The organism is Caulobacter endophyticus (assembly GCF_003116815.1).
GTDB lineage: Bacteria > Pseudomonadota > Alphaproteobacteria > Caulobacterales > Caulobacteraceae > Caulobacter > Caulobacter endophyticus.
In genome coordinates this window covers 1-24,334 of record NZ_QDKQ01000016.1, presented here as the reverse complement: position 1 = coordinate 24,334, position 24,334 = coordinate 1, and the positions used below count along the sequence as shown (strand labels likewise).

The window sequence follows — 24,334 nt, the reverse complement described above, 5'->3', positions numbered from 1 at the left end:
TCCCTTAAACCGGCGCGCCCTCGCCACGGGTACGAAATCGAATGCGCCAGCCGCCCGTCAGCCCCTCAAGGGCGGCTTCGCCGCCGCCTACGGCGATGGCCTGACGGCCACCCTTGACCGGCTGACGGCCGCCCGGCTGAGGCTCGGCATGCGGCTTAAGCCGCTTCAGGGAATGGCTTCCCTGGCCAGTCGGCCAATGGCGCCAGATCATCCGACTCCGGCTATGGCTGCTGACTCAGAAGTGAACTGCCTTCTCAGCTCTAAGCTTGCAACCTCAGCTCGATCTTTCGACATTAAGCCCGATGAAGCTCAGCCTCGACCATCTGCCTGCCGGCAAACGCCGCGAATTGGAATTCGTGGTCGAGACACTGCGCGCCGCGTTCGCCCGCGCGATCGCCCATCGGACCATGCCGCGGTTTCGGAACGGCAAGCTGCTCAAGATCATCTTGTTCGGCAGCTACGCGCGTGGCGACTGGGTGGAGGATCCGTTCGGCCGGTACTTCTCCGACTTCGATATCCTCGTCGTCGTCAATCACGAGGACCTCACGAACGTCCCGGAGTTCTGGATCAAGGCCGAGGAAGCGCTAGTCGAAGCCCTGGCCTCCGGCCAGCACCTGCGCACGCCCGTCAGCGTGATCCACCACGACCTCGACGACGTGAACGAGCAGCTTACGCTTGGACGGTACTTCTTTACGGACATCGTGCGCGACGGGGTGGTGCTCTTTGAGGAGCCGGGAAATCCGCTCGCCGAACCGAAGCCGCTTTCGGCGGCGCAGGCCCTGCAGGAAAGCCGAGATTACTTCGAGGAGTGGTTTGCGAGCGCCGTTGGCTTTCTCGACACGGCAAAGTACGCGGCGGATCAAGGAAGCAGCATTTCATAGCCATCAAGCCGCCGAGCGCTTTTACCACACACTCTTCTTGGTCTTGACGCTCTACAGCCCCAAGACCCATAGCCTGAATCAGCTGCGCAAGCTGGCCGAGGGCCTCGACCCCGCCCTGGCCCAGGTCTGGCCCGGACAGAACAAGTTCGAGCGCCGTTGCTATGAGCTGATCCGCGAGGCCTATGTGAAGGCCCGCTATTCGCGCCACTACCACATCACCGCCGAGCAGCTGACTTGGCTGGAGGAGCGGATTGGTGTGCTACGGGAGATGGTCCGAGAGCGGTGCGAGAAACGCCTGGCCGAACTACACAGCGCGGCTTAGCGCTTAAGGCGCACACCGGCGCCGGCGGCGTCATCGGCCGAGACGAAAACCACTCCAGCCGCCTCCAGCGTCGCCTGAAGCTTTCCAAGATTGGCGGTCAGGATATCGCCCTTTCCGGTCTCGAACCGAAGGATGGTGGAGTCGGCCACGCCTGACCGCTGCGCCAGCTCCCGAACGCTGAATCCCACCGCCGCGCGCGCCATTCGAACCTGAGCCGGGACCAGCATTCCGCCACCAATATTCAATCTATAGTGACCGAAAATCATTGACTGAGTCGATGAATTTCGATCGACTGTAGCGGTAGCCCCATCGAACTCCACTGATTTGACATCAGCTCAGATCGATCCCTCGCGCCGAGAGCCTTTGTCATGCCTGCAAATCATCCGCCCCTTTCTCTGTCCCGCCGGGCGGTGTTGGGCGCCGCCTCAATCGCGCCCATCGCGGCTAACGCTGAGCCGGCGGCCGCCACCCCCTTCGCCGAACGTTGCAGTCGCTGGCTCGCGACCGACGCGGAGATCGATCGCCTGAGTGAGCGATGGGCTGCCCTCTCCGATCGCGGAGCGTCGGCGGCGGCTGAATGCCAACAGGTCGAAGCCCGGCTTGAGCGGTTGCGTCATGTGCAAGCTGACCGCCTGGAGCAAATCGCCGGCGCCGAAGCGCGAGACCTTCGGGCCGTGGCCAGCAAGCTTGCCGTCCTAGCCTGCCTGACGCGCGAAGACGGCGGCCCGGTGCATGACATCGTCACGGAAGCGCTTGGTCTGCTGCAGCGCCGACCGCTCGGCTGAAGATCCGGTTCCTGGGGGAAGGCGATGTCTCGGCCTGTTGAGAAGATGGCCAGGGCGGGACGGCGCCATCCAGCAGGATCAGGCCGTCCCGCCCCCGTCTAGGCCGACCAGACCTGGTTCAGGACCTGGGCGGCCAGGGCCGCCTTATCCTGCGGCAGGAAGCGGCCGTAGTGCTCGGCAATCGTATCGGGCGTGTCTTGGATGGCGTAGCTGGCCTGCTCGTAGGAGCCCGTCTGCTTGAGAACGTGGGTGGCGATCACATCGCGGACATTATGCGGGCCGTGCGGCAAGAGGCCCTCGATCGCTCCCCGGCCGGTATAGGGGTTGAAGATGCCGTGCCGTTCGATCGCCAGCCGCCAGGCGGCGTAGAAGCTGTTGGAGTCGTAGGCGGCCTCCTTGCTCTTGGCCTTCATCGTCTTGACGAAGAAGACGCCTGGGTCGGGCGCTCCCTTGAGAAGAACGGCGCGATGGCGATCGAGATAGGCTTCGATCTCACGGTAGAGGCCGTCGAGATCGGGGAGCGCGAGGCGGAAGGGGTTCTTGCGGAAGTAGGAGGAGCCAGCGTTCTTGAACGCAGCGGCAGGGATCAGAACCTCCCAGCTATGGTCGCGGACATTCCAGCGTAGCTCCCCACACTTTTGCGCCTCCAACTGGCGTTCAGGCGTCGGGATCCGATCCCTGGGACATACGAGGAGCTGACGCAGATTCTTCTGCCGAAGGCCAAGATGCAGGCCAAGGCGCAGCATCAGAAAGGCGCGCGTCGATTCCGCAGCGGAGATTGGATAGAGCCGCTCGTCGGCCCGCCATCGCAGGATCTCCATAGTGATCTTGCGGTACTCGCCCACGGGGCTTTCCGCCTCAAGAATGGTGAGGATCGGCTCGAAGGGGTCGCGATGGACCCGCGCCACCCGCCCTACTTCTTTGGCGCGGAGAAGGACGTGCCGGTGTTGCGCATCGCACGCTGCGTCCCAGTCCTGACAGGCGGCGCGGACGTCTGCGGCGCTGACCAGTCCCTCGATAGGCTGAAGACGTTCCGCCAGCCGCGGGGTCTGCCGCAGCCAGCCGGTCTCCTTGCGGGAGAGACCCGCGGCGAGGATCAGCATTTCCGTTTCCCACTGGGTGAAGAAACCGCGGCGGCTCTCACGCCATTGCAGATACCAGTCCCAAACGGCGGGAAAGACCAGGAGGCCGAAGCTCAGGCAGCGTGTCGGAACGCCGTGACCGCGGACAGGACCTTGTGGGCAGGCCGCCAGGCCTCCCAACAGCAAGCCTAGATGCTCCATCTTCTGGTCGGCGGTGGCCTCGTTCCAGATCCCGTTTCGACGGCGGCCTCGGGAACTGAGGGTGGCGGTCTTGAACGTCAGCAGGTCGGCCGCTTCCGCATCAAGGAAGGCTGGCGCTGGGAACGCGGCGAGCGGGCGGCCAGGCTCCCGCAGGCCCGGATCGGCTAGACGTTCCTCAAGGCCTGGGCCAGGCGCCAGTTCTCCGGTGTCAATGCGACCATCCGAGCTGAGAACTGAACAGCAAAGCGCTGCTTCATCGCCTCTGCCTGAAAGCGTCGGTAGTCCGTATGGCCCGACAACACGACCTCCCGCACCCAACGCTCTATCTCCTGACGCTTTGCGGCAGGCAGCTGGGCAAAGTCGTCGGGAAGGTGCCAAGCCATTCGTCGGCGCTCGGATATCGGTAGCGGCAGGCATTCGGCGTCCGAGACCATCCGGCCCGGATGGGGAAGCTTGGCGCGTAAGTAGCCGGCGGGAAGGCGCCAGCGTCGCTCCAGGGCCGCCAGGATGCGTAGGCTTGCGGCGCCGCGTGGGGCCTTTAGCCCAAGCCTCCACATACGGAAGGTGCTGGTTTCGAGGCTCTCCCCCTTCAGAGAGACCGCGCGGCGCAGGCCATAGCCGGTATCCCCGTGCCGGCGCATGTGCAGGTCAAGTGCCTCGGCGAATGTCGGTGGATCCTCCCATTCCTCCCAGAGAGGCTTTGGGAAGGGCACGACCGGTCTGGGCGGGTAGCCGGTCTTTCGCTTTTGAGGAGGTGGGGAGATCCTTGGCTGGGAGGAGGCAGCTTTCTTGGAGGCGGGCCGCGGCGGCTCTGATTTTTTAGGCATTTCACTGGGTTCACGCGCGGACCGGTTCGTCCGCGCCGCATAGACGCGCCAGCGGTCGGTTTTCCCTGGGTGGGGGCGCGATGACCTATCAACCGGAGGAGCGTGACGGAGGCGCTTGTCGACTTACGCCGACATTATGCGGTCCAATGTCGACCAGAGGCGACAAGCTAGAGCGATACGGAGGTGGCATCGCTGCCGGAGGGGTAGCGGAGTGAGATTTAGGGCCGTGTTTCATGCCTTCACCCACCACGCTGTACCGCGGGCGTGGCGAGCTTTCATTCGCAACGGCGGGCAGTGACCATCGGCAGAAGCAATGATGGCTGATCTGATCTGGCCCACTAGGGCGCGGCAGTCAGGAGCGCGGAAACTTAACTTGCGTGGGCCTGTAGATGTGGGGCGGCCCCTCGGGCTTCATCGCCATCCTAAACAACGCAGCCATCACGGGATTATCTTTGGATGCGGGTACGCGATGGTCGGTAGTGCCCATGACGAAATTTTGCAGGTCGAAGTTCGCCATGGTTATATCGTTGTCGAGAGCGACGATATCGTCGATTTCTAACTTGTATATTACTCTGTCCATTTTCTTCGTGTGTATGGCCACGAAGCCACCCGCTGAACCCCTACTTATCATACCATGAATTATTATATTTCTTCTCGTCGAAAGAGATATCGCCGTCTTTGAGAAGCCAATTAGCCGCTCCGCTAGGGGTGACGATTCAAACGCTTTTATTGCCGAGGTTTCCACCGCCTTCGCGATTTCGCTCAGTGTTTGCCTGGGAGTGGCGCGCGTATTTGGCGGGCAGTCTTGTAGCTTTTCGAGGATATCCGCCAGCTGATACTCTAAAATCCCGAAATTTATTACTATCGATGCAATTGCTTGGGCCATTTCAGGCTCTCTAGCTGCAATCCAGTGCGTCGCTCTCATTCGCGCCCCGATCCAAACCCTGCCCGAAATTTGCGAGCGCGGCTTGATGCTGTCCAGCCTGCCGACATTCTTTCTGTGGCGAGGATTCAATAGGCCTGCTGAGGCACGTCTCGCCGAGAGCGGCTCTCGTGATTTGACCTGGCCACGACCTGAGCGGACTCTTCGGCTCTCAACCGGAGCACCAGCTATGGATCAGAACTCAAGCAAGTTGACGCTCGTCGCGGCAGGCGAAAAAGCTAATCCCGGCGCCGACGAGAGGATCGATGCCGCGACCCTAGTCCTGGCTCGATTGATAGGCCGCCAGCTGGCCCGGGAGGCTTTTAACGGCCAACCGTCTGGCGACGAGGCGGTGGATATAAAGCAGGCCAAGGACGGCGGGTGATTGCCTCAGCCGGGGCGCCCCGGGCAGCGCTCGTCCGCGCTACGCCGCTGCGCTCAGCGAGGTCTGTTGCAACAGCGGACCTCGAACCTCCAGCTTGCTGGGGCCGGAAATCCAGCGCTGTATTGCGGGCTCAGCGCCCGCGGCGTTCTTGCAGACCACATGCGATATCCGCTCCTGCTGTCTGCGCAGGTGGCCTGACAGCAGCCGGTCGCGGGTGATGTAGCCGGTGTTCACGCCAGGCAGGGAGTGGTTCATCAGCAAGTGGGCGTCCAGCTCCGAGACCTCGGCGACCTGGGCGATGGTCCGGAAGGTCTGGCGCAGGTCGTTGCCCCACTTCGAAAGGACCGAGCGCTTTTCCTTGTGCTCGACCAGATGGCCGGCGGCGCTGTCGGCCGGGAACAGCCAGGTCTGGGCTTGCTCCGGATAGAGCAGTCGCCCCCATCGGATCGCACGCACCACGCATCGGACCATCGCCCGCGACAGCGGAATATCGAACGCCTTCTTCGGCCCGCCCTTGGGACGGGGGATGTGGAGGATGCGCCGGCGCAGATCGATGTGCTCGATGCGGACCTTCTTCAGCGCAGTCGGCCGCGAGCCCGACAGAAGAACGAGCAGGTGATACTCGCGACGGATCGGGCTCTCCAGCGCGAAGGCCTCGCGCATCCAGCTGCCGAGATCCTGGTCTCCCATGCCGGTATCGCGCCGGACCTCGACGTTCCAATCTATCGCCTTGACGGGGTTGACGCCGGGAAGGTCGGGGTTGGTCTTGAGGGCGTGGTTGTAGATCGCCCGCAGGCTCCGCATGGCCCCATTGGCGATGTAGGGACCGTTCAACTCGCTAAGGCGCTCATGGCGCTCCACCACCAAGGTCGGCGTCTCGCCCAAGCGAGCAAGCGGAAGGTCGAGCCAGTCCTTGAGCAGCCGTTCGACGTGGTCGCGGTAGTTTGCGATCGTGCCGGCGTCGCGGCCTTTCCGGACCAGGTGGCGATCAAGGTAGTTCTGCCAGGCGCCCCGCAGTGTGATCGCCTGGACCTTGGGGCGAGCCTCCCCACCAGGGCGCTCGCCGCGCGCGATCTGGCCCAAGACGTCTTTGGCCTTGCCGCGAGCATCACGGCTGGTCAGCTCGCCGAACTCGCCAAGCTTGGTCTGCGCCCGAAATTCCCTAACCCCGTGCTTCCAGTGCTCGCCTTCGGCCATGAAGGTTTTCCGGCGCTTGCCGACCTTCAGGAGGAAGCCGGAAAGCTCGCTGTCGCGGACCACGTACTGGCCGGCTTTGGCGTACGAAAGCCGGGCAACGGCCTTGTCGGTGAGGAGGAGTTGAAGGGACGCCATGCTCGTACCAATGACTTTAGTCGGGACTTAGTCGGGGGAAGTGCCTTTTCGGAGTTTTCGAGGCGACGCCTGCGATAATGCCCGCAAACGCACGAAATATCGTTTGATTACAATGGCGTATTCTGCTCGAAAATTCAAGTAGTCGCACCCCTGCGTAGCCCTTAGTATGGGCGCGAACATTCTACGAATCTGAGGGTCGGACGTTCGAATCGTTCCGGGCGCGCCTACGCTTTTCTACGAAATTGTATCCCGCAGTACGCCAGCGCCGCCGCGTGTACGCCGCCGAGCAGACGCAATGGATGTCCGCGAAGGGTGGCGAGCCGACCTTGGCCTGTGTAACCTCGGGCTTGAAGCCCTTAGGACATCTCTCGCATACGCCGCGACGTCAGCCAATGATCCGAGATAGCATTCAAGCGACCGAGAAGGCGCTGCTCATGGTCGCGTTAGGCTACCTTGAAGCGCTGAAGGGTGGGTTCATTCACCCGGATGAGGCTTTTCACGTAATCGGCATGCCCATGATTGCGCATCGCATGGCCGTCTTCGGAATCTCGAACGCGGTCGCCGACCTCGTCAGCGGGCTCGATGAGTTCGAGGCAATTAGGGATCTGGGCGGCGAGGCCAAATTTCGCCAAGCCATCGACGCAGGCATTGAGGCATGTCGTCTCCAACTTCTGGCCCGCCCCTTAAAGCCGGATCGCGCCAACGTCTGTCTGCGGTTGCTTGAGGCTTAGGAAGCTGACGCACTCAAGTCCGCGAAGGTGGGGAGCGGACCTAGCCTAACCGGCTAAGAGCGCCCCTAACCTCATCTTCCGTCAGCGGCGGATAGTCATCCGCGATGAAATGGACAGGCCTTGACCAGCCGCGATGGGACCGTGGTCTTCGAGACCACCGTGCCCACCGACCCCGAGGCCATCGCCCTGGCGCTGCGCCCGTTCGGGATCATGCATCGGATGTGGGTGAACGGCTGCGCTTCCGCCTGATGCCGCCGGCGCTGGCCGCGGCGTGCTGAGGACAGGACGGGCGCCGACGACAGCGACGACAGCACGGGGACATGACGAGGACGACACGAGCTCCGCCCTGGGGCGGATGAGATGGACGGATGCGGATGCGGAGAGCACGATATCTGGCCGGCGACAGCGCCCCTCACACGGCGAGATCGCGCGCGATTGCAGGTGTGGCCCCGCGATCCCGACGCGAACATGTGCCTCCGTCAGGCCGACGGATCGAGCACGAACGACTGCTGGGACCATCCAACCTCTGGCGAGCACGGCAATTCGAGCTCTATAGCGCCATGGCGTACACGTAGTTCTCGGCAGCTACCGCTTCTGCGCGCCAGGCCTCTCGACTCGCCACGACCATCTTCGGCCCGCCGCCGAAGAAGCGCTTCGAGGTCCGCGAGGGGATGGAGGACGATCCCCGCTTCGAGGCGCTGTTCCGGGCCTTCGAGGGGGACTGAAGGCCAACAGCTAGTCCTCGGGCGATCCTCTGAACGACGCAGGCGAAAAGGCTCGCTTCAGGCGCTCGCAGTCGGCCGCGCTGACCCCCGACGCCAGGAAGATGTCGCGCCAACGCGCCTCGATCAAGCCTCGCATCTCGTCGATCACGGCCTGGGCCTCGTCGTTGCGCAGCATGAACCTGCCGCACTCGGTCAGCAGGTTGCGCTCGGTGGCCGCCACTCCTTCGCTGCCGCAGGCCATCGCTAGGTTTCTTCCATAGGCCAGGAGCGGGGAAGGGGTGAGGTCATAGGCCGGCGAGAGCTTCCAGGCGTTCTGTGGAGCCACTACGGCGTGGTTGCGCGGGTGATCGTCGACGTTGGAGATCAGGGCGTTAAAGGCCATCCGCCGATAGAGCTCATGGGCGTCCTGTTCTCCGCGAGCGCACACCTTGCGCAGTAGTTCGGCCAGGGCGACGTAGCTCCAGCGGGCGCGGCTCTCCGGTGCGTCGTCGGTCTGCAGCAAGGTCAGAGCGCTCACCTGGCGCGACCGCGCATAGCCCCCGTCCGCCTTGTGCCGGTCGAAGCGCTTCGACAGCAGCACGTCACGGCCGCCGACAACCTCCAAACGGGTTTCGGCGACATGGAGACCGCAGGCGTGCGCCAGCTTTAGGGTGGCGTGCTCGACGCGCGCCATGTTCCAGTTGTCGTCGACTCGGTTGAACTTAGCCAGCCACAGACCCTCGTCGTCTTCGACGACGACCTTGGGACGCGCGCCGCCCATGGCGGTGCCGACCAGCAGCATCAGCTCGACATCGGGTTCGAGCGGCGGTTCGTCGGCGATGATGGCGTCTGCGGCCGCTTGCAGCTTTTCGAGATCCCAAGTGCGGTTGAAGTCGCGCTTGGGCGCCGGCGGCTGCGCGTTCAAGCCAAAGCCCAGGGCGCCTGCCCGATCATCCGGAGAATGCAGCAGGAAGCTGACCTCCGAAGGCTCGCCGCCCAGGCTGCGGGCGATCACCCGCCGCCCCCAGTGGTCGGGAGAACCATCGCGCAGAGCTCCGAACACCCCATCGCCGCGGACGGTCTCGTACTGCCTGGCTCGTGCGATCTCGATCAGCTCGACCGGATCCAGCGGAACAGCCTCGCGAAGTTCACGGTACTGACGGCCGTAGACCAGTTGCCCCCGCTTGACGCCGAGCCGGTCGGTCTCATGCGTGAACCGTGCGGCCGTCACCGCTTCGGTGCGGCCGGGCAGGTAGATATAGACATAGGCCGTCTCAATCATTGCGCGGCTCTAGAAGTCATCGTCCAACGGGCCGCCGGCCGGCCGGGCCCGCTTGGGCTCGCGAAAGCTGGCCAGGCGCTGTCCTTCCTCGTCGCGATCAGGCCGCGCCAGTTCTCCCAGCTGCTCGATCATGCCCAGTCGCCACAGCAGGCCCGCATAGACTGCGATACTGGTCGACGCCTTGCCCTTCTCGGCCTCGCCCAGCACTTCCCGGCTTACGCCCAGGGCCTCGGCCATCTGTACGAGGGTGAGGTTCCGCCGAACCCGCGCCGTGCGCAGGTTGTACCCGAGCGCGACCAGGGCGGCGTCCACCTCGGAGGGAGGCGTTGTCAGGAGATGTCCGCGGGAGCGTGGCATTTTGAACCAGTGTCGACTTAAGCCGACATAAGCTCACACAATGTCGACTTTAACCAGCGCTCATTCGATCGGCCGTCGATGGTAAAACTGACGCGGCTGGTGGCAAAAGCTATGCCACGGATGCTCCGATCGGCCCGCACGGGTCCGACATGAACCGGCGCGTTCTCAGCAGAGCTTGTTAATCACCAACGCCAAGCCCATGAGCACAGTCCAACTGCCGAGCACTATCCAAGTCTGTCGGCGAAGCCGCTTCTGCAAATCACTCAGCGATTTGACCATAAAATCTGTCTGAGCTTCGATTGACTTCACCAGAAGGGCCGTTTGGGCTTCGATAGCAGCCTCGATCGTCGACCTCATCGGCTACCCTGCGACCGTCGATGGCGTGAACGATGGCGATAGCGACAACCACGCCGTGCTCCTGGCGTGAGCAAGATGGCCCCCCGTCGCCGCACCAAACAAGGTCGCCGCACCAAACAAGACGGACTTTGGCGCGCGCCTTCTGAGAAAGGCCCTGGCTCACGAGGTCGGCGGCGAGATACGCTTGGATTTCGCGCGTGAGGGCTTAATCTGCGTCATCGACGGCCTGTGATCGCCACACCCGTCGCGAGGGTTCCGGGCAAGGTGGCATACAGGCCTGAGCGGTGATGGTCAGGCGACCTGGTCGATCTTGAACCGCTGCTCTACCAGAGTCGCAGAGCCGAAGATCGTCATGAAGGCGATGTCGGCGGCGTCCCGACCTGTGGCCACCCTGACAAAACCTTCGATCGGGGCCAAGGCCGTGGCGTCGACCAGACGCCATGCTCCTTGCAAATAGACTTCGGCGACTGCGTGAAGGTCAGGCGGCTGCAGGCCCCAGGCATAGACGCTGACTGCCCGAGCGGGAATGTCGGCCGCCCGGCACAAGGCGATCAGCAGGTGACTGAAGTCGCGGCATACGCCGGCCCTGTCGATGAAGGTGTCGACGGCGGTTGTCGCCGAGTGACTGACACCCGCGCGATAATCGACATGCTTCAAAATCCAGTCGACGATCGCCGTGACCCTTCGCCCCCCGGTCAGGCCGCCAAACTCACGATCGGCGAAGCTCTCCATTCGATCAGAAGGACTGTAGCGGCTCGCGCGCAAGAACGGCAGAACATCGCCTGGAAGATCCCGGATCGCCTGGGCCGACAGCGTCGAAAGATCAGGCTCGCGCGCCAGTATGTCGACCTGCGCGCGATAGAGAATATTCACGCGGCCGAAAGCCTGAAAGATCGTACGCCGCTGCCGTGTCGTCGGATCCTCGGCTTGTGCGCTTTGCATCATCGGCCAGAACGTCAGCGCTTGGGACACCACGCGCTGGTCGGGTCCATCCGCCGCCTCGACCTGCAGGAGAACCTCGCACGGCGCCGCGAAGTCATAGGTCAGCGAGGCTTCTACCTCATAGAGCATGGGGAAGCCCACACGTTGAGAAGCGGCGGTCGAAAGCGGAGGCCAGCTCTGCTTGGAGCCAGCGGGCCCCGGGTTGCTCGATGCAGTCGTGGCGGTCAGGCAAGGCGATCTCGAGGTTTGATGAACTGCTGGCGAGCTGCCGCGGCAGTCCGGGAACGCGGCTGGCTGCGCCCGGCTCCAGCCCATCCCGCGCGCATCTGCGAATGGACTGGCCCTTGTCTTGGTCAATGCCGCCCCGAGACCCCGCTGCGGCGGCCGTAAGAGCCTGCGATCAACGCGAGGGGCCAGGAGACAACGCGAGTGCGCCGCTCAACAAGGATGGCTCCAGCCTCCGCCATGTAGTTAAGGCCTTCCGCATGGGGCCGCACCGATGTCACCCAGATGGTGATCGATAACCCTGCTTAACCACCATGGGATTGCGCAGGCTCGGCCGGCGAAGCCGACGGTCCGAGCACGAATTTCCAATGTCTCAGGCCATCTGGCGATGGGCCTGCACCTGTTCACCGACCGTCTCGCCTGTCCGCGGGGCAAAGGCGGCGACATAGACCAGCGCCTTGACCTTAGCGTCGTTGCCGGCCTCGGTGATCACCGCGCCGCCTCAGCTGTTTCCGACCAATACGACAGGCCCAGCCACCGTGTTGAGCTCACGATGCGTGGCGGCGACATCGTCGGCCAAGTCGCTCGTCGAAAGGCCGCTACGCGCGCAGCGCCATGGCCGCCGCCGGCGCGCCTCCATACGGCGGGAAAAGGAACCGTCCGGCGCGCGAGCCATTGCGCAGGCGGATATCCAGAACCACCGGCTCGCCCGCCTCCGCCAAGCGGTGAGACAGCTCGCGAGCGGCCTGTTCGGCGCGGGCGCCGGTGGTGAATGCGAGCGGACTTTCGGTGAAGTCTCCGCGCACGATCCAACCGTCTTGCGACGGCTCTACAAAGACAGAACAAAGCATGCTGATGATGTGACGAATTAGAGGAATTGGCGACCGCCCTGAGCAGGACGGTCGCCCGCCCCAACTCAAGCGAACGTGTCGCGGTCCAGGCGGCTCAGCGCGGACAGAACTTCGCTGAGCGGCACTGGCCCGGGCGTTCCCAAGAGCCATCTTTGACTGGGTCGATGCTCCACCGCGCTGGCGTCCGACGCCCAGGCCGCCAGGATCTCGCGCTTTTCGGCGGGATCGAGTTCCTGATCCTTGAGCACCTCGAGCGGATGGAGAAAGCCGACGGCGGGACGCACCGACCACGCTCTCGGACGATCGGTCGAGGTCGTGTTGGTTTGCATCTCTGAGCTCCCCTAGGCCGCCTTGCGGGGTTGGGCGGACTTGAGCTCGAGGGCCGGACGGTCCGCGCCCCATGCGATGGGGACCTGCCGGGGCTTCAGCGCTTCGGGGATCTCCCGGACAAGGTCGATCGACAAGACACCAAGGGCGTGGGCCGCCCCCTTGACGACGACATGGTCGGCCAGCTCGAAACGCCGCTCGAAGGCGCGTTGCGCCAGACCCTGGTGCAGGAAAGTTCGAGATTCCTGCCCTTCGCTCGACGCCTTGTCGCCCTTGATCACCAAGAGGTTATCCCCCGTGGTGATCTCCAGATCGGTCGGCGCGAAACCAGAGACGGCCAGCGATATGCGGTAGGCCTCGTCGCCGGTCCTTTCGATGTCGTACGGCGGATAGTGCGCGCTGGCGCTGGTGCGCAGCGCGGTCTCGATCAGATCGACCATGTGGTCGACCCCGATCATCGAGCTGTAGAGGGGGGCGAAATCAAAAGTACGGCTCATTTCCATCTCCTCGAAAGCAAGTTGGACAATGAGGAGCGCCGGCCAAGCGTCGGGCGCCCCTGAGCCGGGCCCTGGCGGCGCCCGGCAAGCGAGCGATGAATTAGGACGCCGGCAAGTGGCGTCAAGAGGCCGGTATGAAAATCTCGGCTGCGCGCTGAAACTCGGAAAGCGGACGTTTGGGTCAATCGTGCCGGGCGTTCGGCTCGCGCCATAAGCTGCCGTTGATGCGGCCCCGGGACTAGACGGTCAGGTCCGCTAGAGGATTTGCAACGGCCGCTTGGTAACCGACTGCGGTCGCCTGCGATGATGAACGGCGCTTTTTCCGCTTGCACCGGCCCCAAGGGCCGGCCGGATACAGCAAAGCGTTCGAGGAAGGCGTCACATGACCAAGACTGGTGCGTATCTCCGCTCTGCTGAAACTGCCCGCCGCTTCGGCGTCAGCGGGAAGGCGCTGCGGCTGTGCGAGGCCTACGGACTGCTTTGAGCCGATAGAATCCTCGCCGGCAGGAGGGTCTAAGGCCCAGATCATCGCGCTCAAGAGCTTCGCCTTTCCGCTCTGTCGGATCGCCGAACTGCTGGTGGGCGGCCTCCCCCCCCGCATCACAGTTTACTTCGAATATTTCGACATTGCCGTTTCGGGAATCGCTCACGGCGATCCGCTTTTCACGAACGTCCAGAACATTTCCGTTCAGAGGGAAACGGCAACTCCGCCCCCCACCGACCAAGTGCGCCCAACGATCGGACACCATGGCTAATTGAAAGTCTGTCGGCGTCCAATTGAAGCGCCATCACGGCGGATGCGGCTACGGCGCAAGCCTGCCAGCGCTACTTCGCCGGCGCAGCCGTGAGCGGCGACGAGCGCCCGCTTGCTGGTCGGAGGATTTGGGGGACATCAGGCCTTGTCGCTGTCCTTGAGAAGCTTGGCCGCGAGGGCGCTAGCGGCTTTAGGATCGGCCCGAAGCGCCTCCAACTCGGCCAGGCGCTCATATGGAAGGCGACTGAGCCAGTGCTCGTCGCGGACGTCGTAGCCGAAGTGCAGCTCGACGGCATGGCCGGTTTCGCGGACATGCTGGTGGGCCCAGGCGCGGGCGTCGTCGAAGTGCTTGAGGTCGCAGGTCTTGCAATAGGCCTTGCCGAAAACTTCTTCCTCAACGGGATTGAAGCTGGTCGGCAGGAAGCTAAACGCGTCGCTCATCGGTGGCCCTTTCGTGCCAGCCCACGGTGCGGTTAACTCCGGCCCTGGGTCAAGAGAACCGTCCTAGTCGTCGGCGAGGTCGCGCGCCTGGGCGAAGGCGCGATCGCGGGCCAAGTTTCCGAACCGGGTGGTGTCGCTGGAGAAGGCCAGGCGCACGGTGCCGATCGGCCCGTGCCGCTGCTTGGCGATGATTACCTCGGCCAGGCCCTCGGCCTGGTCCATGCGCTCGCGCCAGACCAGATGCTCGGGCGTGCCCTCGCGCGGTTCGGCGCGGCCCAAATAGTATTCTTCCCGGTAGACGAACCAGACCATGTCAGCGTCCTGCTCGATCGAGCCGGATTCCCGCAAGTCCGAGAGCTGGGGCCGCTTGTCCTCGCGCTCCTCGGTCTTACGGCTGAGCTGAGAAAGAGCGATGACGGGGCAGGCCAGTTCCTTGGCCAGGGCCTTCAGGCCCATGGTGATCTGCGAGACTTCCCGCACCCGGCTGGCGTTGGCGCCCAGGTCCGAGCCGGTGACCAGTTGCAGGTAGTCGACGACGATCAGGTCCAGGCCCACCTGGCGCTTCAGGCGTCGGGCGCGGGCGGTCAGCTTGGCGATCGAGATACCGCCGGTGGCGTCGATGTAGAGCGGCGCTTCCTGCAATTCCATGGCCGCGTCGCGCACCCGGCCGAACTCGGAAGCGTCGATCTCGCCCTTACGCAGCTTGTCGCCCGACACGCCCGAGGCTTCGGCCAGCATACGCAGGGCCAGCTGTTCGGCGCTCATTTCCAGCGAGTAGAAGGCCACCACGCCGCCCTGGACGGTCTTCTTGGTCCCGTTGGGCTGGATCTCGTAGGCGTATTTCTTGGCGATGTTGAAGGCGATGTTGGTCGCCAGCGCCGTCTTGCCCATCGAGGGACGGCCGGCCAGGACCACGAGGTCGGACGGGTGCAGGCCGCCGATCTTCTGGTCTAGGTCGATCAGGTCGGTCGCCAGGCCCGACATGCCGCCGTCGCGGCTATAGGCCTCGGCGGTCATCTCGACCGCGCCCCGCAGGGCGTCGCCGAACGAGACAAAGCCGGACGAGGCCGTTCCGCTTTCGGCGAGACTGTAGAGGCTCTGCTCAGCCGCTTCGATCTGGTCGCGGGCGCTGCGCTTCTCGTCGCTCGCGCCTTGCGCGGCCGTTGCGATGTCGCCGCCAATGCGGATCAGCTCGCGGCGCAGGGACAGGTCGAAGATCACGCGGGCGTAGTCGCCGGCGTTGGCGGCCGGCGGCGCGCGGTCCACCAGGTCAGCCAGGTAACGGATGCCGCCCAGCTCCTCGAATGCGGGATCGTGCTCGAAATCGTCGGCTAGCAGGATCGGCTCGGCCAACTGGCCCTTGCGGACATGGGTCTCGATGGTCTGAAACAGGCGCTGGTGGAAAGGCTCGAAGAAGTGCTTTCCGGCTAAGGCGTCGGTGAGCCGCTCGTAGGCGGCGTTGTCGTAGAGCAGGATCCCCAGCAGAGCTTGCTCGGCTTCGAGGTTGTGCGGCGCGAGGTTGATCGCTGGTCCCGGACTGGGATCGGCTTGGGCATCGAAGGCGACGGCTCGAGCGGCGGCGGTCATCGGCGACCTCACGACTTTGATGTCGAGGTGGCCAGACTGTGGACGGATTCGGGTAACGCCGTCATCCGGCTCCCGACGCTGCCCGCCCTGGCCGGCGCGGCGGCGTTGCGCCGGACGCATCTCATGTTCGCGGGCGCGCGCCCCGGGTTCCACGTATGACGTTCAGCATCAAGGATCATCCGTTCTGCATCCGGGAGAAGCCCTTGCCGCCGCAGGAGATCGCCGCCTGGGTGCTGGGAGAGACGCTGGTCGAACAGGCCAAGCCCAAGCTGCGCAAGGAGGCGTTCCGCCGCGTGGCCAAGAAGATCACCTCAGGTAAAGCCGAGCGCAGCAAATACGGCTCAACTCCGACAGCAACGGCGAGATCGCAAGGGCGATGGAGTGGGCGTTCCAAGCAGGGCTGAAGGCCGGTCGCGCGAAGTAGACAGCGTCCGAGCTGACGACTGTCCGATAAGCGAGCACTGGCGAAGACCCCGGCTCGTGCCCTCACTTGCCCTTGATCCGTGTACAGCCTTGGGCAAACATTGGACCTAGAGTTGCATTATGTGTGTGGAGTCCCGTCGGAGTGCCCAGCGTTGAACGCCTGACCGACCGGGAGCGCCAGATCCTCGAGCTGGCCGCCCAGCACCTGACCTCGAAGCAGATCGGGCCCTTGCTCGGCATTCGCCCCGCCTCGGTCGACACCTTCATGCAGGCCATCATCAAGAAATTGGGCGTGGCCGGCCGGAAGGAAGCCGTGATCGCCTACTTGGCGACCTTGCGAGACCAGGGACGGACAGGTCGAGACGATCTCGACTTTGGATCATCGCCAGTGTTCGACCAGGGCGGCGCGCCGTCAGGTGGCGAGGTCATCCGGGACGGTGACGAGGGCGACCCTCTGCGGCGCATACGGCTCAAAACCTGGCGCGCCATAAGATCAAGGGTGAACTCGCCGACCCGGAGACTGGTCGCGATCGCGATCGCAGCAATGGTTCTAGGTCTTGTCACGCTCGGCGCCGTCGCCGTGGGTTACGGGCTGATCCAGACCTTCGATCGAATGTTCGTCGACCATGGCCAGCAACACCACGGCCGCTCCGGCCGCCAACAGAGTGCCAATGATGCAAAACTTGAGTGGGGCGCGGGTCGCCAAGCAGTTGTTCTCGGCTGAGGACGCCATCGATCGCACTCTCAGCGAGACGGCCAAGCTGATCACCACGATGTGCGAGGCCCGCATCGCCCACCGCCTTCCGGCCATCGCCGGACAGCGGGCGATCGGCGGCGCCGCCGAGGCGCTGGCCGCCCTCGAGCGGGCGCGCCGCAGCGTGCTCGACACCCATGAGGGTTTGGCCTTCCTCCGCGATGAATACGGATTCGAGACGGTGGGCGCCGGGGCGCTGCATAAGCCCGAGGCGGTCGAGCCGACCGGCGCGTTGGAAGCGGCCGCCTAACCGCCGTGTTCGCCTGGTCTCCTCTGGTCTTCGCGATCGCCATGATGGTGGTCTGCGTCGCCGCCCTGGTCCGCGGCGAGTGGGAGGAGCGTCTGTTCGGCGCGCTCTACATGAGCGCCTGCATGGCTTCGTTGGCGGTCGAAAAGCGTCCCTGGACTGGGCCCCAGGGCGCGATCGTCGCCATCGACGCCATCGTGCTTTTCGGAGCGGTGGGGATCGCGCTCGTTTCCGGGAAGCTTTGGCCGATCGGCGCAGCGGCGTTCCAGGTGCTCACGCTGGGCGCCCACCTTGCCTTCGTCGCCGCCGATGGGCGATTGAGCGCCGTCGGTTACCTGACGGTCTTGATCGTCTGGAGCTACGGCACGATCGCCTGTCTTTGCTGCGGCGCCGGCTCGCACTTTCGCCCGCCGAAGCCAGTGAGATGGGGCTCCTTTCAGCGCCCCATACGTCGTCGCGGCCGCGGATCTGACCAAGCATGAGGATCGAGAGACAAAACAATGGGGACGGTGTCCTCGGAACGTGAACTTGCCGGCGTTCGAAGAGAACGGGCATGCGAGTGTTCGCCGCTTGAGAACGGCTTGTGCTTTGATTGCTGTCGACGATGCGTGACGCCGGCTGGATGTACGCCAGTCAGGAGTAAGGCTCGTGATCAAAGTCCTGTCCCCTTGCTTGAGCCGCCGCGCGGCCCGGCAAGGCTACGAGACCCTGAAGATCGGCTACCGCCCGGAACCGCTCGATCGGGCGGTCCAATGCCAGCCGTCGGAGCGCGAGAAGCGCCCGGCCCGGGCCATCATCCGCGCATGGCGCCCAGCGCCGCCTGGATCGGCGTGAGCTCGTCCGCCGCGCCACAAGCGCCAGAGCCGTCCCACGAGGGGCGGCCGCCAGCCTGACATCATCGTCGCCGGCCAGGCGCGGCCATCTAGCGCCTCGCCGTCACCGTATGGGTCCTTGGCCTGCCCCGGCCACGCGCTGGCCCGCGCAGAGGCTCACCGTCCCCCAAGAAAAACGAGCCGCTTTCAAGCCGCTTCCTCCTCGGAGTCACCGCTTGCCTCGTCGCTTCCTTCTCACCCCCCGTCAGCGCGAAGTCTTGTCCGAGGCCAAGAAGGGCAAGAACGCCGACCAGATCGCCCACAAGCTCGGAATCTCCGTGCACACGGTCAACAGCTACTTCATCGAGGCCTACCGCCGGCTCGGAGCCCGCAACCGCGCCCACGCCGTGGCCTTGGCCGTCAGCCTCGGGGAAATTTGAATCGCTGAGCGGCGATTTATTCAGGTCCCCGAGGCTGGGCTCGTCAGAACGCCTGCCGGCGGACGCCGGCGGCGAGACGGAGCCGTGTGTGAGCAAGGACGACGATGATCTAAGCTGGCGGATCGACCGCCCTGTCGGCGGCCGTGTTCGACTACGGCGCAAGAGGCTGGCCCGCTCCCAAGCCCGGCTTGGCGCGGCGCTCGGCATCAGCGTCCAGCCGGTGCAGACATGCGAGCGTGGCGCCAATGGGCTCAGCGCGGCCAAGCTCGTTGCGCTGGCCGAGGCGCTGGACGCGCCGCTCGCCTGTTTCTTCGACGGGCCCGGCGCCGATGGCGCTCCGCAAGGCGATGTTCGGCCGCAAAGGGTCGAAAGCTTGCAGGCCTTCTGGTCGGCGGCGGACGCCGGCGACCTTCTGAGCGCCCTTTCGGTGCTCGAAAGCCCGCGACTGCGCCGCGGACTGCTCCACCTCATCCAAGCCATGGCGGACGAGGCGTAACCTGAGCGCAGACGGCCTTGTTACGCTCAAGTCCCGTGGGTTTTCACTGGCGAAATCTGCTAGATTGCGACGCAAACTCAGGCTGTGCACGGTCTTGGCGTCAACCGCGAGGACCCGGCCATGCGAACGCCCACCTTCCCATCGCGCTCCTCCCCTCGCCTGCTGCGCCTGCTGGTCCTGGCGACGGTCCTGGTGCTGGCCGCCGGCCCGGCCCTGGCCTCGGGCGGCGGGGGCGCGGCCATGCCCTGGGACGACAAGCTCAGCGCCGTGGCCGACTCCATCACCGGCCCCGTGGCCAAGGCGATCGGGGTGATCGCCATCGCCCTGACGGGTCTGGGCGTGGCCTTCTCCGAAGGCGGCTCCTGGGTGCGACGGGGCCTGAGCGTCATCTTCGGGCTGTCGATCGCCTTCACCGCCTCCTCCTTCGCCCTGTCGTTCTTCAACTTCACCGGCGGAGCGGGTTTCTAGTGATGGAGCGGGTCGAAGGGTTCGAGATCGACTTCCACGGCTCGCTGGCCGAGCCGATCACCCTGGGCGGGGTGCCGCGGGGTCTGGCCGTGCTCATCGGCACCTTGACGGCGATCCTGGCGCTGGGCCTGCAGGCCCCGCTGGTTGGCGTCCCGCTGGGTCTTGGGCTCTGGGCCGGCGCCTACGGCCTGGCCCGTCAGGACCCTTACGTCTTCGACATTCTTCGCCGGCACGTGCGCCAGCCGGCCTGGCTCGACGGCTGAGGCTCAGGACCATGTTGTTCCTGGGCGAGTATCGCAGAAAGTCCAGCCGGCTGTTCGACCACCTGCCCTGGGCGTTGCTGATCGCGCCCGGCGTGGTGCTCAACAAGGACGGGGCCTTCCAGCAGACCCTGGCCTTTCGGGGGCCGGACCTGGCCAGCGCCACCGACATCGGCCTGGTAGCCGCCCGGGCCCAGATCAACAACGCCCTGCGGCGGCTGGGTTCGCGCTGGTGCGTGCATGTCGAGGCCGTGCGCCGGCCCTCGCGGGCCTATCCGGCCGCGGCCTATCCCGACCCGATCAGTCATCTCATCGACGAAGAGCGCCGCGCCGATTTCGAGGCCGAGGGCGTCCACTTCGAAAGCCGTTACTTCCTGACCCTGACCTTCCTGCCGCCGGAGGACGCGGTCGGCGCGGCCCGCAGCCTGCTCGTGGAGAACCTTCCCGACGGCAAGGGCGCCTCGGCCCTCTACCGCGCCGCGCTCGACGAATTCCGGGCCGCGGTGGCCGGCCTGCGCGACATCCTGGCCGGCGTCCTGCCGATGGTGGCGCCGCTCGACGACGCGGCGACCCTGACCTATCTGCACGCCTGTGTCTCGACCAAGGCCCACCCTGTCGCGTCGCCGCCGTCGCCAGCCTATCTCGACGCCTTCCTGACCGACGATGATCTGCAGGGCGGGCTCTTTCCGCGCCTGGGCGGGCACTATCTGCGGACCCTGTCGGTGCGCGCCTATCCGGCCGCCTCCTGGCCGGGGATCCTCGACCAGCTCAATGGCCTGGGGCTCTCGTATCGCTGGGTCTGCCGCTTCCTGCCGCTGGACAAGGAGGACGCGCGCAAGGCCGTCACCACCCTGCGCAAGCGCTGGTTCGCCAAGCGCAAGGGGATCCTGTCCCTTCTGAAGGAGGCGATCACTAAGGAGCCGACGGTTCTGGAGGACCCCGACGCGGCCCAAAAAGCCCACGACGCCGACGCGGCCCTGGCCGTGCTGGGCGACGATCTGGCCGCTCTGGGCTACGTCACCCCGACCATCACCCTGAGCCATCCCGATCCCGACGTGCTCGCCGCCCAGGTGCGGCAGGTCGAAAGCGTCGTCAACCGGGCCGGCTTCGTGGCCAAGGTCGAGGACCTCAACGCCGTGGAGGCCTGGCTGGGCAGTCTTCCGGGCCAGGCCTATGCCGACCTTCGCCGGCCGCTCGTCAGCACGCTCAATCTTTGCGACCTGCTGCCGGTCTCGGCGATCTGGCCCGGTCCCGACCTCAACGCCCACCTGAGCGCCGAATGCGCCAAGCGCGGCTTTCCAGGGCCCCAGCCGCCGCTGATGCACGCCCTGACCGGCTCGACCACGCCGTTCCGCTTCGATCTCTTCCAGGGCGATGTGGGTCACACCTTCGTGGGCGGCCCGACCGGCGCGGGCAAGTCGGTGTTCCTGCTGACCGTGGCGTTGCAGTGGCTGCGCTATCCGCAGGCCCAGGTTCGGTTCATCGACAAGGGCGCGAGCGCCCGGGCCGCCACCCTGCTGGTCGGTGGCGCCTTCCACGACCTGGGCGGGGGCGGCGGCTTGGCGTTTCAGCCCCTGGCGGACATCGACGATGCCGGCGAGCGGACCTGGGCGCAGGGCTGGGTCGAGGACCTCTTGGTTTCCAGCGGCGTGACCTTGGAACCGGCCGTGCGCGAGGCGGTATGGACGGCGCTGCAGAGCCTGGCCGCCGCGCCGCGGTCCCAGCGCACCCTCACCCTCCTGGCCGCCACCCTGCAGGATCGGGGGTTGAAGGCGGCGCTGGCGCCGTTCACCCTGGCCGGCCCCTACGGCCGGTTGCTCGATGCGGCCGACGTGGACCTGGCCAGGGCCGACTGGCAGGCGTTCGAGATGGGCGAGCTGATCGCCAGCCGCATCGCCGCCGGTCCGGTCCTGACCTACCTCTTCCACCTCCTGGCCCGCGACTTCGACGGCCGCCCGACCCTGCTGGTTCTCGACGAGGCCTGGCTGCTTCTGGAATCGACCGCCTTCGCCGCCAAGATCCGCGAGTGGCTGCTGACCCTGCGCAAGAAGAACGTCGCGGTGATGTTCACCACCCCCAGCTTGAAGACGACCCTGGCCTCGCCGATCGCCGGCGCCTTGCTCGAGGCCTGTCCGACAAGGATTTTCCTGCCCAATCCGGACGCGCGCACGCCGGATCTCACCAGGGCCTACGCCGCCTTCGGTCTCAACACCCAGCAGGTGTCGATCATCGCCGGGGCCGCCGCCAAGCGGGAGTACTACTACCAGAGTGCAGCGGGCAATCGGCTGTTCGAGCTGGGCCTGGGGCCCGTGGCCCTGGCCGCGGTCGGCTCGGCCTCGCCCGGCGACCAGGCCCTGATGACCAAGCTCCTGGCCGAGCACGGCCAGGCCGGCTTCGCGCCGGCCTTCTATCGCGCCAAGGGCCTGCCCGAGGTCGCCGAGTTCCTGGCGCAGGTCCGCCATGCGGCCTGACCCTCGCCTGGGGCCCTGGGGGCGGCTGCCGGCCGGTTGGACGGCGAGCCCGCGTCGCCGGCGTCTGGCCTTCGTCGCCCTGGTCGCGCCCGGGGTGGTGATGGCGGTCGCCGGGGCCCAGGTGCTGGTCAGTCCCCCGCTGCTGGTGACCGGCGTCGTTTGGCTGACCGCCGCCCTGGCCGTGCGCTGGGCGTCCGAACCGCGCTTTTTGGCCCTGGAAGCCGCCGATCGACCCGACCCCGAAGAGGAGAGTGCGCCATGACCCCGAGCCGTCGCCGTTTGTTGGCCTGGACCCCCTTGGCCCTGGCGCCGCTGCTGGCGGGGGGCGTCGCCGAGCCGGCCCGCGCCCAACTCACCGTCTACGATCCGGCCGCCGTCGCTCAGATGCTCAAGCAGGTCAGCCAGGGCCTGCAGCAGATCCAGACCCTTCAGGCGCAACTGGCCAATTCCGAGCGCATGCTCCAGACCCTGGGCCTGGACGTCACCGGCCCCCTTCGCGACATAGCCAGCCAGGCCACCGGCCTGCTGCGCCAGGCCCAGGGCCTGGGCTATTCGGCCGCCGACGTCAGCCGCGACTTCGCCGCGCTCTATCCGGGCGACCTGGCCGGCCTGACGCCGGCCGCCCTCGCGCAGAAGCTGAAAGCCTGGAGCCAGGCCAGCCGCCAGACCCTGCAGGACGCCTTGCAAGTCCAAAACCAGATCGCCCAAGCCCAGGGGGCCACGGCCGGGGCGGTCGGCGCGGCCGTCGACGCCTCCCAGGCCGCCGCCGGCCAGACCGCGGCGGTCCAGGCCACCAACCAACTGCTGGCCGCCCTCTCCATCCAGCTCACCCAACTGCAGACGCTGCTGATCACCCAAGGACGCCAGGCCCAGACCTACGAGGCCGAAAGGCGCGCGCTGGTCGACAAAGGCGAGGCCGATCGCCAGCGCGCCTCGGTCCTCCCCGCCCCGCCGCCGCGCGGTTCCCGGAGCGCCTTCCAATGATCCGCCGCCGCGTCAATCCGCTCGCTGTTGCGATGCTTGCCGCCGCCGCCCTTGCCCTGGCCGCCTGCGAGCGCAAGCCGGCCGCCGAGCCCCAAGCCGTGGGCTGCACGGCCGCGGAGATGCGCACCCGGCGGGCCACAAGCGCGGCCTGCCGCGCCGAGTTCCAGGCCCTGCTCGACCACGCCGAGGCCGATCGACGGCAAGCTTCCGCCTTGCCTGAAATCGGGCCCGGGCCCGCGCGCAAGCGGTTCTGAGCTCCGCGCGATGTCGACCGCCTCGCCCGCCGCCATCGACGACCTGCTCGACCGCTACACCAGCCAAGTAGGGTCCGGGTTCGGCCTGATCCAAGGCGACGTCCAGGCGACCTTCGGGATTCTGATGATCATCAGCCTGGGCCTGTCGGCCCTGCTCTGGGCCCTTGACGAGCACCAGAACGTACCGGCCGCCCTCGTGCGAAAGATCCTGCTCTTTGGCTTCTTCGCCTGGCTGATCTCGGGCTGGAAGGCGCTGACCCTGACGGTCATCAACGGCTTTGCGGCGCTGGGCCTGAAGGCCGGCGGCGGCGCCTTGAGCGTCGGCGATCTGATGCAGCCGTCGAAGGTCGCCATCGACGGCATGGAGGTGGCTTTCGAGCTGCTCAAATATATCGGCCGCCTGGCCAGCGAGGGCATGGGGGTTGGTTTCTTCACCCACATCGACGCCATTCTGATCACCGCGGTCGTGGCGATCGGCGTGATCCTGGCCTTCATGGTGCTGGCCGTGGAGATCGCCGTCACCATCGTGGAATTCTACATCGTCACCCTGATCGGCTTCGTCACCGTGCCGTTCGGGATCCTTACCCAGACCGCTTTCATGTCCGAGCGAGCGATCGGCTATGTCATTTCGGTCGGGGCCAAGGTGATGGCGCTGGCCCTGGTGGTGTCGATCGGCGAGCAAATCTTCGCCAGCTATACCGTATCGGCCGAGCCGACCTGGGCCGAATCCTGCGGTCTGCTGCTGGCCGCCCTGCTGATCGTCATGCTCGCCTTCAAGGTGCCGGCTATCGCCGCGGCGCAGATCACCGGCGGGCCCCAACTGAGCGCCGGCTCGGCCGCCGCCGGGGCGGTGGGCCTGGCCGCCACGGTCGGCGGGCTGGCCCTGGCCGGCCGCTGGGCGATGGGCGCAGGCGCGGCCGGTTCGGCCGCCTC

At 65.8% G+C, this 24,334-nt stretch carries 33 protein-coding genes; 20 read left to right on the top strand and 13 right to left on the bottom strand.

Going from position 1 to position 24,334, the window contains the following annotated elements; genetic code table 11:
* The first annotated feature begins 302 nt into the window (after nt 1-302).
* Both DDF67_RS25920 and DDF67_RS25915 read left to right on the top strand, forming a co-directional pair.
* Nucleotides 303-881 carry a nucleotidyltransferase domain-containing protein gene (locus DDF67_RS25920; RefSeq protein WP_233247522.1) on the top strand — a complete coding sequence of 193 codons (579 nt, stop codon included), beginning with the start codon at nt 303-305 and terminating at the stop codon, nt 879-881.
* Nucleotides 814-1,203 carry a HEPN domain-containing protein gene (locus DDF67_RS25915; protein WP_332888312.1) on the top strand — a complete coding sequence of 130 codons (390 nt, stop codon included), beginning with the start codon at nt 814-816 and terminating at the stop codon, nt 1,201-1,203. The genes DDF67_RS25920 and DDF67_RS25915 overlap by 68 nt, the downstream gene beginning before the upstream one ends.
* Here DDF67_RS25915 and DDF67_RS02820 read toward each other — a convergent pair.
* Complete coding sequence (locus DDF67_RS02820; RefSeq protein ID WP_233247520.1) at nt 1,200-1,469, bottom strand: helix-turn-helix domain-containing protein; 270 nt, start codon at nt 1,467-1,469, stop codon at nt 1,200-1,202. The genes DDF67_RS25915 and DDF67_RS02820 overlap by 4 nt on opposite strands.
* 102 nt (nt 1,470-1,571) lie before the next feature.
* Between DDF67_RS02820 and DDF67_RS25240 the strand changes: the two genes are divergently transcribed.
* Nucleotides 1,572-1,988, top strand: a complete 417-nt coding sequence (locus DDF67_RS25240) for a hypothetical protein (protein ID WP_146197938.1) — start codon at nt 1,572-1,574, stop codon at nt 1,986-1,988.
* Nucleotides 1,989-2,086: 98 nt separating this feature from the next.
* On the opposite strand, the gene DDF67_RS25910 is transcribed toward DDF67_RS25240, so the two are convergent.
* A complete protein-coding gene (locus DDF67_RS25910) occupies nt 2,087-3,256 on the bottom strand; it encodes a hypothetical protein (RefSeq protein ID WP_233247519.1) in 1,170 nt (389 codons plus the stop codon).
* Between the two features lie 6 nt (nt 3,257-3,262).
* Between DDF67_RS25910 and DDF67_RS25905 the strand changes: the two genes are divergently transcribed.
* Nucleotides 3,263-3,439, top strand: coding sequence for a hypothetical protein (locus DDF67_RS25905; protein ID WP_233247518.1), 177 nt, complete (start codon nt 3,263-3,265; stop codon nt 3,437-3,439).
* On the opposite strand, the gene DDF67_RS25900 is transcribed toward DDF67_RS25905, so the two are convergent.
* Together DDF67_RS25900 and DDF67_RS25235 are read right to left on the bottom strand one after the other, a co-directional pair.
* Nucleotides 3,436-3,912: a hypothetical protein gene (locus tag DDF67_RS25900; protein ID WP_233247517.1), complete on the bottom strand. Its 477-nt coding sequence runs from the start codon at nt 3,910-3,912 to the stop codon at nt 3,436-3,438. The genes DDF67_RS25905 and DDF67_RS25900 overlap by 4 nt on opposite strands.
* Nucleotides 3,913-4,450: 538 nt before the next feature.
* The gene (locus tag DDF67_RS25235) at nt 4,451-5,023 is read right to left on the bottom strand and encodes a hypothetical protein (protein ID WP_146197937.1); all 573 of its coding nucleotides are present in this window, start codon (nt 5,021-5,023) and stop codon (nt 4,451-4,453) included.
* Nucleotides 5,024-5,210: 187 nt separating this feature from the next.
* Between DDF67_RS25235 and DDF67_RS02805 the strand changes: the two genes are divergently transcribed.
* Nucleotides 5,211-5,405, top strand: coding sequence for a hypothetical protein (locus DDF67_RS02805; protein WP_109099441.1), 195 nt, complete (start codon nt 5,211-5,213; stop codon nt 5,403-5,405).
* Between the two features lie 39 nt (nt 5,406-5,444).
* Here DDF67_RS02805 and DDF67_RS02800 read toward each other — a convergent pair whose 3' ends face one another.
* Nucleotides 5,445-6,737 (bottom strand): integrase arm-type DNA-binding domain-containing protein, encoded by a 1,293-nt coding sequence (locus DDF67_RS02800; RefSeq protein ID WP_199229125.1) that lies wholly within the window; start codon nt 6,735-6,737, stop codon nt 5,445-5,447.
* Between the two features lie 272 nt (nt 6,738-7,009).
* Between DDF67_RS02800 and DDF67_RS02795 the strand changes: the two genes are divergently transcribed.
* Together DDF67_RS02795 and DDF67_RS26215 are read left to right on the top strand one after the other, a co-directional pair.
* On the top strand, nt 7,010-7,468 hold the full coding sequence (locus tag DDF67_RS02795; RefSeq protein WP_146197936.1) for a hypothetical protein: 459 nt from the start codon (nt 7,010-7,012) through the stop codon (nt 7,466-7,468).
* A gap of 120 nt (nt 7,469-7,588) precedes the next feature.
* Complete coding sequence (locus DDF67_RS26215) at nt 7,589-7,717, top strand: hypothetical protein (RefSeq protein ID WP_269845429.1); 129 nt, start codon at nt 7,589-7,591, stop codon at nt 7,715-7,717.
* Nucleotides 7,718-8,203: 486 nt separating this feature from the next.
* Here DDF67_RS26215 and DDF67_RS02790 read toward each other — a convergent pair whose 3' ends face one another.
* From DDF67_RS02790 to DDF67_RS02740, 8 genes are all read right to left on the bottom strand, one after another.
* The gene (locus tag DDF67_RS02790) at nt 8,204-9,454 is read right to left on the bottom strand and encodes a type II toxin-antitoxin system HipA family toxin (protein WP_109099438.1); all 1,251 of its coding nucleotides are present in this window, start codon (nt 9,452-9,454) and stop codon (nt 8,204-8,206) included.
* A 9-nt stretch (nt 9,455-9,463) separates the two neighbouring features.
* The gene (locus DDF67_RS02785; protein ID WP_109099437.1) at nt 9,464-9,811 is read right to left on the bottom strand and encodes a helix-turn-helix transcriptional regulator; all 348 of its coding nucleotides are present in this window, start codon (nt 9,809-9,811) and stop codon (nt 9,464-9,466) included.
* Between the two features lie 648 nt (nt 9,812-10,459).
* Entirely contained in the window at nt 10,460-11,239 is a 780-nt protein-coding gene (locus DDF67_RS02775; protein WP_109099503.1) for a transglutaminase-like domain-containing protein, read from the bottom strand.
* 695 nt (nt 11,240-11,934) lie between these two features.
* The gene (locus DDF67_RS02765) at nt 11,935-12,141 is read right to left on the bottom strand and encodes a hypothetical protein (protein WP_233247516.1); all 207 of its coding nucleotides are present in this window, start codon (nt 12,139-12,141) and stop codon (nt 11,935-11,937) included.
* A 110-nt stretch (nt 12,142-12,251) separates the two neighbouring features.
* Nucleotides 12,252-12,515, bottom strand: coding sequence for a hypothetical protein (locus tag DDF67_RS02760; RefSeq protein ID WP_109099434.1), 264 nt, complete (start codon nt 12,513-12,515; stop codon nt 12,252-12,254).
* 12 nt (nt 12,516-12,527) lie between these two features.
* Entirely contained in the window at nt 12,528-12,953 is a 426-nt protein-coding gene (locus DDF67_RS02755) for an Hsp20 family protein (RefSeq protein ID WP_233247515.1), read from the bottom strand.
* A gap of 949 nt (nt 12,954-13,902) precedes the next feature.
* Nucleotides 13,903-14,205: a hypothetical protein gene (locus tag DDF67_RS02745; protein WP_109099432.1), complete on the bottom strand. Its 303-nt coding sequence runs from the start codon at nt 14,203-14,205 to the stop codon at nt 13,903-13,905.
* A 63-nt stretch (nt 14,206-14,268) separates the two neighbouring features.
* Nucleotides 14,269-15,792: a replicative DNA helicase gene (locus DDF67_RS02740; protein WP_109099431.1), complete on the bottom strand. Its 1,524-nt coding sequence runs from the start codon at nt 15,790-15,792 to the stop codon at nt 14,269-14,271.
* Between the two features lie 155 nt (nt 15,793-15,947).
* Between DDF67_RS02740 and DDF67_RS02735 the strand changes: the two genes are divergently transcribed.
* The 13 genes from DDF67_RS02735 to trbL form a co-directional block, all read left to right on the top strand.
* Nucleotides 15,948-16,196, top strand: coding sequence for a hypothetical protein (locus tag DDF67_RS02735; RefSeq protein ID WP_109099430.1), 249 nt, complete (start codon nt 15,948-15,950; stop codon nt 16,194-16,196).
* 161 nt (nt 16,197-16,357) lie between these two features.
* Entirely contained in the window at nt 16,358-16,939 is a 582-nt protein-coding gene (locus DDF67_RS02730) for a helix-turn-helix domain-containing protein (RefSeq protein ID WP_158277977.1), read from the top strand.
* Nucleotides 16,926-17,219 (top strand): hypothetical protein, encoded by a 294-nt coding sequence (locus tag DDF67_RS02725; protein ID WP_109099428.1) that lies wholly within the window; start codon nt 16,926-16,928, stop codon nt 17,217-17,219. The genes DDF67_RS02730 and DDF67_RS02725 overlap by 14 nt, the downstream gene beginning before the upstream one ends.
* Before the next feature lie 44 nt (nt 17,220-17,263).
* Nucleotides 17,264-17,698: a hypothetical protein gene (locus DDF67_RS02720; RefSeq protein WP_146197934.1), complete on the top strand. Its 435-nt coding sequence runs from the start codon at nt 17,264-17,266 to the stop codon at nt 17,696-17,698.
* A gap of 566 nt (nt 17,699-18,264) precedes the next feature.
* On the top strand, nt 18,265-18,468 hold the full coding sequence (locus DDF67_RS02715) for a response regulator transcription factor (protein ID WP_109099426.1): 204 nt from the start codon (nt 18,265-18,267) through the stop codon (nt 18,466-18,468).
* 88 nt (nt 18,469-18,556) lie between these two features.
* Nucleotides 18,557-18,964, top strand: coding sequence for a helix-turn-helix domain-containing protein (locus tag DDF67_RS02710; protein ID WP_158277976.1), 408 nt, complete (start codon nt 18,557-18,559; stop codon nt 18,962-18,964).
* 120 nt (nt 18,965-19,084) lie between these two features.
* Nucleotides 19,085-19,432 carry a TrbC/VirB2 family protein gene (locus DDF67_RS02705; RefSeq protein ID WP_109099424.1) on the top strand — a complete coding sequence of 116 codons (348 nt, stop codon included), beginning with the start codon at nt 19,085-19,087 and terminating at the stop codon, nt 19,430-19,432.
* A gap of 2 nt (nt 19,433-19,434) precedes the next feature.
* The gene (locus DDF67_RS02700; protein ID WP_109099423.1) at nt 19,435-19,695 is read left to right on the top strand and encodes a VirB3 family type IV secretion system protein; all 261 of its coding nucleotides are present in this window, start codon (nt 19,435-19,437) and stop codon (nt 19,693-19,695) included.
* Between the two features lie 11 nt (nt 19,696-19,706).
* Nucleotides 19,707-22,163: a conjugal transfer protein TrbE gene (gene trbE, locus DDF67_RS02695; RefSeq protein WP_109099422.1), complete on the top strand. Its 2,457-nt coding sequence runs from the start codon at nt 19,707-19,709 to the stop codon at nt 22,161-22,163.
* Entirely contained in the window at nt 22,153-22,425 is a 273-nt protein-coding gene (locus DDF67_RS02690; RefSeq protein WP_109099421.1) for a hypothetical protein, read from the top strand. Before trbE ends, DDF67_RS02690 begins: the two co-directional genes overlap by 11 nt.
* The gene (locus DDF67_RS02685) at nt 22,422-23,147 is read left to right on the top strand and encodes a conjugal transfer protein TrbJ (protein ID WP_109099420.1); all 726 of its coding nucleotides are present in this window, start codon (nt 22,422-22,424) and stop codon (nt 23,145-23,147) included. Before DDF67_RS02690 ends, DDF67_RS02685 begins: the two co-directional genes overlap by 4 nt.
* A complete protein-coding gene (locus DDF67_RS02680) occupies nt 23,144-23,401 on the top strand; it encodes a hypothetical protein (RefSeq protein WP_109099419.1) in 258 nt (85 codons plus the stop codon). The genes DDF67_RS02685 and DDF67_RS02680 overlap by 4 nt, the downstream gene beginning before the upstream one ends.
* A gap of 10 nt (nt 23,402-23,411) precedes the next feature.
* On the top strand, nt 23,412-24,334 hold a 923-nt coding region (gene trbL / locus DDF67_RS02675; protein ID WP_109099418.1), incomplete at its 3' end, for a P-type conjugative transfer protein TrbL.